The sequence below is a fragment of the Thalassobacter sp. 16PALIMAR09 genome (genome assembly GCF_000765485.1).
Taxonomy (GTDB): Bacteria; Pseudomonadota; Alphaproteobacteria; order Rhodobacterales; family Rhodobacteraceae; genus Thalassobacter; species Thalassobacter stenotrophicus.
In genome coordinates, this window is the sequence record NZ_JHAK01000002.1 from 445,196 (window position 1) to 457,160 (window position 11,965).

Consider the following 11,965-nt stretch of genomic DNA (forward strand, 5'->3'; position numbering starts at 1 on the left):
ATGTCTGACGCACTCCAACAGGCTGCGCATCAGGCGCTTTTGGACTTGGCGGACCATATTTCGGCCAAGCAACCCGATGCCGTATCCAGCCACACTGTAACTCATGGTGAGTTGACGGTTGAGGTCTCGCCCTCGGCCATCGTGGATTTCGTGGATTTTCTGAAGTCTGACGCGACCTGCCGGTTCAGCAGCTTGGTTGATATCACTGGCGTGGATTACCCCGGCGAAGAGCGTCGCTTTGTGGTCGTCTACCACTTTTTGTCGATGTACCAAAATCAGCGTATCCGGGTCAAAGCGGCGATCCGCGAAGAGGAAATCATCCCTTCGATCGTATCGGTTTACCCGGCGGCCAATTGGTTTGAGCGTGAAGTGTTCGACATGTACGGCGTGCTGTTTTCCGGTCACCCGGACCTGCGCCGTATCCTGACGGATTATGGGTTCCGTGGCTATCCGCTGCGCAAAGACTTCCCCACCACGGGCTACACCGAGGTGCGCTATGACGAGGTTCAAAAACGCGTGGTCTATGAGCCCGTGAACCTGACCCAAGAATACCGCCAATTCGATTTCATGTCCCCGTGGGAGGGTGCGGAATACATCCTGCCCGGTGACGACAAAGCGGAAGAGAAGGCCTAATATGATGGACGGCACGAACTTCGACGACGCCCTCACGGGCGAGCAAAAAATCCGGAACTTCAACATCAACTTCGGGCCTCAGCACCCGGCTGCCCACGGTGTGTTGCGGCTGGTACTGGAACTGGACGGTGAGATCGTAGAACGGTGTGATCCGCACATCGGCCTGTTGCACCGTGGCACCGAAAAGCTGATGGAAAGCCGCACGTATCTGCAAAACCTGCCTTACTTTGACCGCCTCGACTACGTGGCGCCGATGAACCAAGAGCACGCTTGGTGTCTGGCCATTGAAAAGCTGACAGGTGTCGAAGTGCCCCGTCGTGGCTCTTTGATCCGGGTTCTGTACTGTGAGATCGGGCGCATCCTGAACCACATCCTAAACGTGACCACACAGGCTATGGACGTTGGCGCGCTGACGCCGCCGCTGTGGGGCTTTGAGGAACGCGAAAAGCTGATGTGCTTTTATGAGCGGGCTTGCGGCGCACGTTTGCACGCCGCGTACTTTCGCCCCGGCGGTGTTCATCAGGACCTGCCTGATGATCTGCTGGATGATATCGAAGAATGGGCGCATTTCTTTCCCAAGGTCATGGATGACATCGACGGCCTGCTGACGGAAAACCGTATCTTCAAACAGCGTAACGTAGATATCGCCATCGTGACCGAGGAAGAAGTCACCGATTGGGGCTTTTCGGGCGTGATGGCGCGGGGCTCTGGTCTTGCGTGGGATTTGCGTCGTGCGCAGCCCTATGAGTGCTACTCCGAGTTTGATTTCGACATCCCGATCGGCAAAAGCGGCGATTGCTACGACCGCTACTTGGTCCGCATGCAAGAGATGCGCGAAAGCCTGAAGATCATCCTACAAGCCATCGCCAAGCTGCGCGAATGCCCCGGTGACGTGCTGGCCCGTGGGAAAATCACGCCGCCCAAGCGTTCGGACATGAAAACCTCGATGGAAAGCCTGATCCACCACTTCAAGCTTTACACCGAAGGTTTCCACGTGCCCGCAGGTGAGGTCTATGCCGCCGTTGAGGCCCCGAAGGGTGAATTCGGCGTCTACCTCGTGGCGGATGGCACCAACAAACCCTATCGCTCCAAAATTCGGGCGCCCGGGTTTTTGCACCTTCAAGCGATGGATCACGTCGCCAAAGGCCACCAACTTGCGGACGTGGCAGCCATCATCGGCACCATGGATGTGGTGTTCGGAGAGATCGACCGCTAGCGACGCGCCCCGACCATTGGGCTAGCCAGAAACAAGAACGAGACCGACCACATGCTCCGCCGCCTGCACAAAGACCAACCTGAGAGTTTCGCCTTCACGCCGGATAACCACGCGTGGGCCGAGGCCCAGATCAAGAAATACCCCGAGGGTCGTCAGGCCTCGGCGATTATTCCGCTGTTGTGGCGCGCGCAGGAGCAGGAGGGCTGGTTAAGCCGTCCCGCGATTGAACATGTCGCTGCGATGTTGGATCTGGCCTACATCCGGGCGCTTGAGGTTGCGACGTTCTATTTCATGTTCCAGCTACAGCCGGTGGGCGCGGTGGCGCATATCCAGATTTGTGGCACGACCTCGTGCATGATCTGTGGCGCAGAGGATCTGGTCGCGGTCTGTAAGGACAAGATCGCAAAGGCCCCGCATGTGATCTCGGACGATGGTAAGCTGTCGTGGGAAGAGGTCGAATGCCTTGGGTCCTGCGCGAACGCGCCCATGGCCCAGATCGGCAAGGATTATTACGAAGACCTTACGGCCGAAAAGTTCGCGACCATCTTGGATGAGCTGCGCGCTGGTCGCGTGCCGACCCCGGGTCCGCAGAATGGTCGCTACGGCTCTGAGCCGTTGGGCGGTTTGACCAGCCTCAAATCCTATGAGGCGGGTAAGGCTGCGGGCAACGCGTCTGTACAACTGGCCACCGATATTGGCGATACCGTGAAACGGATCGACGGAACCGAGGTGCCTCTGTTGACGCCGTGGATCCATGATGGAGCGGCCAACACGTCCGCAAAGCCAGCGGCACAGCCCAAGGCAAAGCCAGCGGCGCCGAAAAAGGCGCAAAAAGCCGCCGACACGGCGACACCGGGCACCAAACCTGCTGGCCTGACGGCGGCGCGGGACGGCAAGGCCGACGATCTTAAGCTGATCAAAGGCGTTGGGCCCAAGCTGGAAACGCTCATCAACTCCCTCGGGTTCTATCATTTTGACCAGATCGCAGCGTGGTCCGAGGATGAGATCGCATGGGTCGATCAGAACCTTGAAGGCTTCAAAGGTCGGGTCACTCGGGACACTTGGGTTGCCCAAGCCAAGGCGCTTGCCGCCGGAGGGGAGACAGAAATCGCATCTCGCGTTAAGAAGGGGGACGCCAACGAATAAGGCGCTTTTAACGGGGAGAAGTTAATAATGGAAAAATCATCTAGCAAATTGACCTGCGCGATCACCTGTTGGGGGATTGCTGCGTTATTTGGTGTGGTCGTTGCGGCCGTTTTGATTTCCATGAGCGGATGGATGTTTTTGCAGGGCGCCTTCATGGGCGCCGTCGGTTTTGTGGTTCTTGGGGTGCTGTTGTCGCTGACGTTGTGCCGAGACCTGCCGCACCTGTCTGAGGTTCGCGCCGTGAGCAGCGCGCCTGCGCCAACAGCCGCGCCTGATGCGCCATCGGCCGCCCGCACATCCGCGACAGCGGCAGCCGCCGCCGCGATGGACACGGCAACCGCGGATGCAACCGACGACGTCGCGGCACCTGCGCCTGCCCCTAAGAAAGCGGCCCCGGCACCTACGCCTGCGCCAAAACCCGCGCCAGCCAAACCGGCCGCTGCGGAAGGCGAAGGTACCAAGCCCGCAGCCTTGGCAGCAGCTCGCGCGGGGGGTGCAGATGATTTGAAACGTATCAAAGGGGTCGGCCCAAAATTGGAGCAGACCTGCAACAGCCTTGGGTTTTACCATTTCGATCAAATCGCGGCGTGGACCGCAGATGAGGTCGCTTGGGTGGATCAAAACCTTGTTGGCTTCAAAGGCCGCGTGAGCCGTGATGACTGGGTCGCGCAGGCCAAGCTTTTGGCGTCCGGAGGGGAGACTGAGTTCTCCAAGAAGGTCGACAAAGGCGATGTATACTGAGGTGTAAATGGCACCTCGCAACACGGACGCCTCCGTCCGCACGGCCAAACAGGCCAAACTGGTCGCTATCGTGCTTGTCGCCACGATGGTGCTCTGGATGGGGGCGAATTTCATTGGCGCGCAGGTGGGGATATCGACCCGCTTTGCGTTGCTGTTTGATCTGGCGGCGCTGGGGGCCTTTATCTGGGCCCTTATCGTGACGATTGGCATCTGGCGTGCGCGCCAGAACGAAAAGGACTAGGACATGCTGCAAGATCAGGACCGGATCTTCACCAACCTTTACGGAATGCACGACCGCACCCTAGCGGGCGCGCAACAGCGCGGCCATTGGGACGGGACCAAGGATCTGATCGGTTTGGGCCGTGACAAGATCGTTGAAATCATGAAGGCGTCGGGCCTGCGTGGCCGTGGCGGCGCGGGCTTTCCTACGGGGCTTAAGTGGTCCTTTATGCCCAAGGAAAGTGATGGCCGTCCTGCGTACCTTGTCGTCAATGCGGACGAATCCGAGCCGGGCACCTGCAAAGACCGGGAGATCATGCGCCACGATCCCCACACCCTGATCGAAGGGTGTTTGATCGCGTCGTTCGCGATGAATGCGCATGCCTGCTACATCTACATTCGTGGCGAATATATCCGCGAAAAAGAGGCGCTTCAGGCCGCTATCGATGAGGCCTATGCCGCCGGTCTGGTCGGCCCGAATGCGTGCAAATCCGGTTGGGACTTTGAGATTTACCTGCACCACGGGGCAGGGGCCTACATTTGTGGCGAAGAAACCGCGCTGATCGAAAGCCTTGAGGGCAAAAAAGGCATGCCCCGCATGAAGCCGCCGTTTCCTGCGGGTGCGGGTCTCTATGGCTGCCCCACGACGGTGAATAACGTCGAATCCATTGCCGTTGTGCCGACCATCCTGCGCCGCGGCGCGGAATGGTTTTCGCAATTCGGCCGCCCCAACAACGCTGGCACCAAGCTGTTTGCGATTTCGGGCCATGTGAACAACCCCTGTGTTGTCGAAGAGGCCATGTCGATCAGCTTTGAAGAACTGATCGAGACCCATTGCGGCGGTATTCGTGGCGGTTGGGATAACCTCAAGGCCGTGATCCCAGGCGGATCCTCGGTGCCCTGTATCCGTGGCGAAAACATGCGCGACGCGATCATGGATTTTGACTACCTGCGTGAGCAACGCTCGGGCCTCGGGACTGCGGCGATCATCGTGATGGATAATTCCACCGACATCATCAAAGCGATCTGGCGTCTTTCGAAGTTCTATAAACACGAAAGCTGTGGCCAATGTACGCCCTGCCGTGAAGGCACGGGGTGGATGATGCGGGTCATGGACCGCTTGGTCCGAGGCGAAGCTGAGGTTGAGGAAATCGATATGCTGTTGGACGTGACCAAGCAGGTCGAAGGCCACACGATCTGCGCCCTTGGTGATGCGGCCGCGTGGCCCATCCAAGGCCTGATCCGCAACTTCCGGGATGAGATCGAAGATCGCATCATCGCCCAGAAAAAGGGCCGCGTTAGTGCGGTAGCCGCAGAATGATCCGCGCCTCTCTCCTCCTGTGTTGCCTCGCGACACCCGCGTTTGCGGCTGAAAAAGTCCCGGCGCCCACGTATTTCGTGTCCACGGTCATGGAAACCTCGACCGCTCAGATGCTGGCTGTTCGGTGTTCGACCTTATCGATCCATCTGGGCAAAGCCGCGCTGCGCAGCGAAAGCGTGTTGGTGCAACTGACGAAGGACGGGTTTGAGCCTTCGAACCTTGAGGATCAGATGCAAGACCCCTCTGCCGACGTGGCAGTGTTGCAGGATGCCTTTGTGGCCAAGCATAACCTGCGTGGCACGGTGACCGAAGATCAGATTTGTGCCGCGGGTCAGATCGAGATCGCCGAAGGCACCGGCATTGGTGAGCTGTTGTTGGGTGTTGCTCAATGATCCGCGCACTGGTGATCGCCGCTTTGGTCGCAAGCCTGTCCGGCTGTGGCTGGTTTGGCATTGGCCAAGACCGCGCGCTGCGCTCAGAGCGGGTGTTGTTTGACGGCATCCGGTTCCGCACCGACGTCGACAGCACCAGCCAAGACCGCCGCGACTTTACCGTCGATGTCCGGGGCGCGTCGCGCAGCTTGGCAGGCGCCCAAGAGGCGGGCGAGTTCGAAGCGGTTAAGTATTGCCTCGGCGTGTTCGGCGGATCGGATATCGCCTGGACACAATCCCCGTACCAAGAGCTTGAGGCCTTGGAATTAGGGGCGAATGACACATTGACGATTGCAGGGCGCTGCACCAAACGCTGAGCCCAAGCCAGCGCCGCCAGACACGGCGCGCGAAGTATGATGAAGGACGACGAAAATGAGCGACCTTAGGAAAGTGAACATCGACGGCCATGAGGTCGAAGTCGACGGTGCCATGACCCTGATCCAAGCCTGTGAAGAGGCCGGGATCGAGGTGCCGCGGTTCTGCTATCACGAGCGTCTTTCCATCGCTGGCAACTGCCGGATGTGTTTGGTTGAGGTCGTTGGTGGCCCGCCCAAACCTGCGGCCTCCTGCGCGATGCAGGTCCGCGATTTGCGCCCCGGCCCCGAAGGTCAGGCCCCCGTCGTTAAAACCAACTCCCCGATGGTCAAAAAGGCCCGTGAAGGGGTGATGGAGTTTCTGCTCATCAACCACCCCCTGGATTGCCCGATCTGTGATCAGGGCGGTGAGTGTGACCTGCAAGACCAAGCCATGGCGTATGGCGTTGATTTCTCCCGCTTCCGGGAACCAAAGCGCGCCACCGAAGACTTGGATCTCGGCCCATTGGTCGAAACCCACATGACGCGCTGCATTTCCTGCACCCGTTGCGTGCGCTTCACGACCGAGGTCGCGGGCATCCATCAGATGGGCCAGACGGGACGCGGCGAAGATGCCGAGATCACGTCTTATCTGGGTGAGACGTTGAACTCGAACATGCAGGGCAACATCATCGACCTGTGCCCCGTTGGCGCGCTGGTGTCGAAGCCCTATGCCTTTACGGCTCGCCCTTGGGAACTGACCAAGACCGAGAGCATCGACGTGATGGACGCGCTTGGCTCAAACATTCGGGTTGATACCAAGGGTCGTGAAGTCATGCGGTTCCTGCCACGCAACCACGACGGCGTGAACGAGGAATGGATTTCCGACAAAACGCGGTTCGTGTGGGATGGTCTGCGCCGTCAGCGTTTGGACAAACCCTACGTGCGTATCGACGGCAAGCTAAAGCCCGCCAGCTGGGGTGAAGCGCTTCAAGCCGCCGCCAAGGCGATCAAGGGCGCGCGGAAGGTTGCTGGCGTTGTGGGTGATTTGGCCCCCACCGAGGCGGCCTTTGCCCTCAAGGCATTGGTCGAAGGCCACGGCGGCGCGGTCGAGTGTCGTGCCGATGGTGCGAAGTTGCCCGCAGGCAACCGCTCCGGCTATGTCGGGACCGCGTCGATCGAAGATATCGATACTGCAGAAGCGATCATGCTTATCGGCTGCAACCCACGCGATGAGGCGCCTGTGCTAAACGCGCGTCTTCGCAAGGCGTGGTCGCGAGGCGCAAACGTGGACGTCGTTGGGCCAGTGGTCGATTTGACGTTTGATCACGCGCATCTGGGCACCGGTCCCGCCGCTTTGACGGAGCTGTTGGCAAAAGATCATTCTGATGTTGCTGACAAGCCATCGTTGATCATTGTCGGCCAAGGCGCTTTGGCGCGCGAAGACGGTGCGGCGGTTTTGGCTGCTGCTCAGGCTTTGGCGGATGCGACCAAATCCAAATTCTTGGTTCTGCATACCGCAGCGGGCCGTGTTGGAGCGATGGATGTCGGCGCGACCACGGATGGCGGCATCACGGCGGCTCTGGATGGCGCTGATGTGGTGTACAACCTTGGCGCGGATGAGGGTGATATCCCCGCCGGGCCGTTCGTGATTTACCAAGGTTCCCACGGGGACCGAGGCGCGCACCGCGCAGACGTGATCCTGCCCGCCGCCGCCTACACCGAGGAAAACGGTCTGTTCGTGAATACCGAAGGCCGCCCTCAACTGGCGATGCGCGCGAGCTTCGCCCCCGGTGAGGCCAAGGAAAACTGGGCGATCCTGCGGGCGTTGTCGGGTGAACTGGGCGCACCATTGCCCTATGACAGCCTTGCGCAATTGCGTCAGGCCTTGGTCAAGGCGGTGCCGCACCTCAAGAAAATCGACGAAGTTGCGCAAAACGAATGGACGCGGGAGGCCGAGGGCAAAATGACCGACGCGCCGTTCGCGCGCGCAATTTCGGAGCATTACCTGACCAACCCAATTGCGCGGGCAAGCCAGTTGATGGGCGAACTCGCGGCCAACGCCAAAGCGCGCCAAGACGCGCCCATGGCTGCGGAGTAACACACGATGGCGGTGGGCCTTAGACCGGCCCTTGTCTGCGGTGCGATGGCCCTTGGGGCCTGCACGCCGCAGACGCCGCCCACACAAGACACCTTTAGGCCCGTGTATGTCGGGCTTGAGACACGCAAACTGGACAACGACCTCGTGAATTTCCTTGTTGAGATGAAAGGCGCGCGCACGGGCGCAGACGTCGCGGAGTATGCAAAGTGCGCAGCTGCACAATATGCGTTGATCCGGGGCTTCGGTTTTGCGCGTCACGTCCGCACATCTGTGGACAACAAGGGTGGAATCTGGAGCGGCGATGCGGTTTACACCGTCTCACCGGCGCTCCCGCAGGGCGTACGAACGATTGATGCTGAGGTTGTGGTGGAAAACTGCCGCGATCAGGGCATTCCGACGGTATAGGGACGACTAGAGATGGCTGAATTCTTCACCACACCCGCCGGCATTGCGGTGCTGATCTTGGCTCAGACCCTTGCGGTTGTGGGCTTTGTGATGGTTTCGCTCATTTTCCTTGTCTACGGCGACCGGAAAATCTGGGCCGCTGTGCAGATGCGCAAGGGGCCGAACGTCGTTGGCCCGTTTGGGTTGCTCCAGATTATCGCGGATTTCCTGAAATACGTCGTCAAAGAAGTCGTCATCCCCTCAGGCGCTGACCGCACGTTGTTCATGCTGGCGCCGATGATCACATTCGTTCTCGCGCTGATCGCGTGGGCGGTGATCCCGTTCAACACGGGTTGGGCGGTTGCTGACATTAACGTCGCTGTTTTGTACGTTTTCGCGGTCTCCTCGCTGGAGGTTTACGGCGTGATCGTGGGTGGCTGGGCGTCGAACTCGAAATACCCCTTCCTCGGCTCGCTGCGCTCTGCGGCGCAGATGATCTCCTATGAGGTGTCTATCGGCCTGATCATCATCGGGGTGATTATCTCGACGGGCTCGTTGAACTTCGGCTCTATCGTCGCGGCTCAAGACACTGACTACGGGTTCTTTGGCTGGTACTGGCTGCCGCATCTGCCGATGGTGTTCTTGTTCTTTATCTCCGCCTTGGCTGAAACGAACCGTCCTCCGTTCGACCTGCCGGAGGCTGAATCAGAGCTGGTCGCGGGCTACCAAGTTGAATACTCCTCCACGCCGTTCCTGCTGTATATGGCAGGTGAGTACATGGCGATCTTCCTGATGTGCGCGCTGATCTCGCTGCTGTTCTTTGGCGGTTGGTTGTCGCCCTTCCCATTCTTGCCTGACAGCCCGCTGTGGATGGTTGCGAAAATGGGCTTCTTCTTCTTTATCTTTGCGATGGTGAAGGCCATCGTGCCCCGCTACCGCTACGACCAATTGATGCGCATCGGTTGGAAGGTCTTCTTGCCGATGTCCCTCGCGTGGGTTGTGGTTGTGGCGTTCCTTGCAAAATTCGAAGTGCTTGGCGGCTTTTGGGCCCGCTGGGCCGTGGGAGCATAGGACATGACGCAGATCGACTACGGACGGGCCGCGAAGTACTTTTTGCTGGCCGACATCTTCAAGGGCTTCAAGCTGGGAATGAAATACTTCCTCGCGCCGAAGGCCACGGTGAATTATCCGCACGAAAAGGGCCCCATCAGCCCGCGTTTTCGTGGTGAACACGCGCTGCGCCGGTACCCCAACGGCGAAGAGCGTTGCATCGCCTGTAAACTTTGCGAAGCCGTGTGCCCGGCTCAGGCCATCACGATCGACGCCGAACCGCGCGAAGACGGCTCTCGCCGGACAACGCGCTATGACATCGACATGACCAAATGCATCTATTGCGGTTTCTGCCAAGAAGCCTGCCCCGTGGATGCAATCGTAGAAGGGCCGAACTTTGAGTTCGCCACTGAGACCCGCGAAGAGCTGTTCTATGACAAGGACAAGCTTTTGGAAAACGGGGACCGCTGGGAAGCCTTCATCGCCCGCAACCTTGAAATGGACGCGCCGTACCGATGATTGATCCCAAGAACCCATTCGCCGCGTTCCTTGAGCAAAGCCAAGCTATGGCCAAGGCGCTGAACCCCGCGCTGGAACATTTTACGCCTCAGGGCTTTGAAAAGCTGTGGCCCACGATGCCTGCCGAAATGATGGAAGCCACCATTGGTAAGGGCGCCAACCCCGAGGGGCTGGATGCCAAGACCAAGCTGCTGCTGACGTTGGCCGGGCTGACGGTGCACGGCGCGCAAGCAGAGGCGCAGGTGCGCCTGACGGTGCGCCACGCCAAAGAGGCAGGCGCAACCCATCAAGAGATCGCCGAAACCATCGGCATGATGGCCATGTTCGGTGGCGTGCCCGCGATGAACAAAGCGATGGAACTGGCGACGTCTGTTCTGGACGGGTCCGAGGAGTAAGCCCTGTGTCGATTGCTGAGATCACTTTCTACCTCTTTGCCATCACAACTGTGACGGCGGGGCTTTTTGTCGTTGTCGCGCGAAACCCTGTGCACTCGGTCCTGTGGCTGATCCTGACATTCCTGTCCACGGCGGGCCTGTTCGTGCTGGTCGGGGCTGAGTTTGTGGCGATGCTGCTGGTCATCGTCTACGTCGGTGCTGTCGCGGTGTTGTTCTTGTTTGTGGTGATGATGCTGGACATCGATTTTGCCGCTCTCAAGGCCGAAATGGCCAAATACGTGCCGCTTGCGGGTTTGATCGGTGTCGTCTTGCTCATGCAACTCGCGCTTGCGTTTGGTGTTTGGGAAACTGCGGACGGCGTGTCGACGGCTGCAAACCTTGGTGCGATTGAACGCGGTGAGATGGAGAATACGGCAGCGCTGGGGATGATCCTCTATGATCAATACTTCCTGCTGTTCCAACTGTCGGGTTTGATCCTGCTCGTGGCTATGATCGGGGCGATCCTTTTGACCCTGCGCCACCGCCAAGACATCAAACGCCAGAACGTTCTGGCCCAGATGTACCGCGATCCAGCCAAGACCATGGAAATCAAAGACGTCAAACCGGGGCAGGGGCTGTAATCTTGTTCCGTTTGGCCTCCATATCGTTTGCCCTGGCTGCGCCTGCGGCAGCCTTGGACCTTGGGCAGTGTACGCGCACGACCCATGTCTCTCACGGTGGTGAGGCTGAGCATCGTGACCTTGGCGCGGGCCGCGTCGCTTGGGCCGAGTGGTGGAGCCAAGAAGGCGTCTATGTGGATGCCTACGTTGCGGATTGTAGCATGGCGCGGGTTCTGACCACCCGTCTGCGTGAAGAAAACGTTGGCGCGCGGCAGTTTGATCGCCGGGATGCGGGCCAAAAGATTATTGAGCGTCATACGCGTCGGCATCCCTCGCTGTTCTCGCTTGAGGGATTGGCGGACGATTTGGCCAACACCGGTGAGGACACGCAGCTGTCCGATATGACAACAGAGCCCTGCGCTTGCGCGAGCCTCTATCCCAATATGCGAGGGGCCATGATGCCTTTCGTTCTGAACTAGCAGACAGTTTTTAGTGAAAAACTGTTCGCCCTAAAATCTTTCAAAAGATTTTTTGGGCATGAGTAAGACCACCGGGCCGCAAAGGCCCACAATGAAGACAAGGGGCCAACGCGCTCCGGAGGGACGACATGATCGGCTTGGAACATTACCTCACGGTGGCGGCAGCGCTTTTCGTGATCGGGATTTTCGGCATCTTTCTGAACCGCAAGAACGTCATCATTATCCTGATGAGCGTTGAGTTGATGCTGCTTGCGGTCAACATCAACCTCGTGGCGTTTTCAGCATTTTTGGGCGACCTCACGGGGCAGGTGTTTACGCTGTTCGTTCTGACAGTAGCCGCCGCTGAGGCCGCAATTGGCCTTGCGATCCTTGTCTGCTTCTTCCGCAACCGTGGGACAATCGCGGTCGAAGATGTCAACGTGATGAAGGGCTAAGATC

16 protein-coding genes are annotated in these 11,965 nt (G+C 59.1%); all 16 read left to right on the forward strand.

Annotated elements, in window-relative coordinates; translation table 11 throughout:
- Nucleotides 1–633 (forward strand): NADH-quinone oxidoreductase subunit C, encoded by a 633-nt coding sequence (locus PM04_RS06050; RefSeq protein WP_038004639.1) that lies wholly within the window; start codon nt 1–3, stop codon nt 631–633.
- A gap of 4 nt (nt 634–637) precedes the next feature.
- The gene (locus PM04_RS06055) at nt 638–1,849 is read left to right on the forward strand and encodes an NADH-quinone oxidoreductase subunit D (protein WP_038005173.1); all 1,212 of its coding nucleotides are present in this window, start codon (nt 638–640) and stop codon (nt 1,847–1,849) included.
- 51 nt (nt 1,850–1,900) lie between these two features.
- On the forward strand, nt 1,901–2,995 hold the full coding sequence (nuoE, locus tag PM04_RS06060) for an NADH-quinone oxidoreductase subunit NuoE (RefSeq protein WP_038004642.1): 1,095 nt from the start codon (nt 1,901–1,903) through the stop codon (nt 2,993–2,995).
- 27 nt (nt 2,996–3,022) lie between these two features.
- Nucleotides 3,023–3,736 carry a hypothetical protein gene (locus PM04_RS17625; protein WP_038004643.1) on the forward strand — a complete coding sequence of 238 codons (714 nt, stop codon included), beginning with the start codon at nt 3,023–3,025 and terminating at the stop codon, nt 3,734–3,736.
- Between the two features lie 7 nt (nt 3,737–3,743).
- Nucleotides 3,744–3,977: a DUF5337 domain-containing protein gene (locus PM04_RS06070; RefSeq protein WP_038004645.1), complete on the forward strand. Its 234-nt coding sequence runs from the start codon at nt 3,744–3,746 to the stop codon at nt 3,975–3,977.
- Between the two features lie 3 nt (nt 3,978–3,980).
- Nucleotides 3,981–5,276: an NADH-quinone oxidoreductase subunit NuoF gene (nuoF, locus tag PM04_RS06075; RefSeq protein WP_038004646.1), complete on the forward strand. Its 1,296-nt coding sequence runs from the start codon at nt 3,981–3,983 to the stop codon at nt 5,274–5,276.
- The gene (locus PM04_RS06080) at nt 5,273–5,668 is read left to right on the forward strand and encodes a DUF5333 domain-containing protein (protein ID WP_038004648.1); all 396 of its coding nucleotides are present in this window, start codon (nt 5,273–5,275) and stop codon (nt 5,666–5,668) included. The genes nuoF and PM04_RS06080 overlap by 4 nt, the downstream gene beginning before the upstream one ends.
- Nucleotides 5,665–6,024 (forward strand): hypothetical protein, encoded by a 360-nt coding sequence (locus tag PM04_RS06085; RefSeq protein WP_052068220.1) that lies wholly within the window; start codon nt 5,665–5,667, stop codon nt 6,022–6,024. Before PM04_RS06080 ends, PM04_RS06085 begins: the two co-directional genes overlap by 4 nt.
- A 55-nt stretch (nt 6,025–6,079) precedes the next feature.
- On the forward strand, nt 6,080–8,101 hold the full coding sequence (gene nuoG / locus PM04_RS06090; protein ID WP_038004650.1) for an NADH-quinone oxidoreductase subunit NuoG: 2,022 nt from the start codon (nt 6,080–6,082) through the stop codon (nt 8,099–8,101).
- 6 nt (nt 8,102–8,107) lie between these two features.
- Complete coding sequence (locus PM04_RS06095; RefSeq protein ID WP_038004651.1) at nt 8,108–8,506, forward strand: hypothetical protein; 399 nt, start codon at nt 8,108–8,110, stop codon at nt 8,504–8,506.
- Between the two features lie 12 nt (nt 8,507–8,518).
- Nucleotides 8,519–9,556 (forward strand): NADH-quinone oxidoreductase subunit NuoH, encoded by a 1,038-nt coding sequence (gene nuoH, locus PM04_RS06100; protein ID WP_038004654.1) that lies wholly within the window; start codon nt 8,519–8,521, stop codon nt 9,554–9,556.
- A 3-nt stretch (nt 9,557–9,559) separates the two neighbouring features.
- Nucleotides 9,560–10,054 carry an NADH-quinone oxidoreductase subunit NuoI gene (gene nuoI, locus PM04_RS06105; protein ID WP_038004655.1) on the forward strand — a complete coding sequence of 165 codons (495 nt, stop codon included), beginning with the start codon at nt 9,560–9,562 and terminating at the stop codon, nt 10,052–10,054.
- A complete protein-coding gene (locus PM04_RS06110; protein WP_038004657.1) occupies nt 10,051–10,449 on the forward strand; it encodes a carboxymuconolactone decarboxylase family protein in 399 nt (132 codons plus the stop codon). The genes nuoI and PM04_RS06110 overlap by 4 nt, the downstream gene beginning before the upstream one ends.
- Nucleotides 10,450–10,454: 5 nt before the next feature.
- The gene (locus PM04_RS06115; protein ID WP_038004659.1) at nt 10,455–11,069 is read left to right on the forward strand and encodes an NADH-quinone oxidoreductase subunit J; all 615 of its coding nucleotides are present in this window, start codon (nt 10,455–10,457) and stop codon (nt 11,067–11,069) included.
- A 2-nt stretch (nt 11,070–11,071) separates the two neighbouring features.
- The gene (locus PM04_RS06120; protein WP_038004661.1) at nt 11,072–11,527 is read left to right on the forward strand and encodes a hypothetical protein; all 456 of its coding nucleotides are present in this window, start codon (nt 11,072–11,074) and stop codon (nt 11,525–11,527) included.
- A gap of 128 nt (nt 11,528–11,655) precedes the next feature.
- The gene (gene nuoK / locus PM04_RS06125) at nt 11,656–11,961 is read left to right on the forward strand and encodes an NADH-quinone oxidoreductase subunit NuoK (protein ID WP_038004664.1); all 306 of its coding nucleotides are present in this window, start codon (nt 11,656–11,658) and stop codon (nt 11,959–11,961) included.
- Nucleotides 11,962–11,965 lie beyond the last annotated feature (4 nt).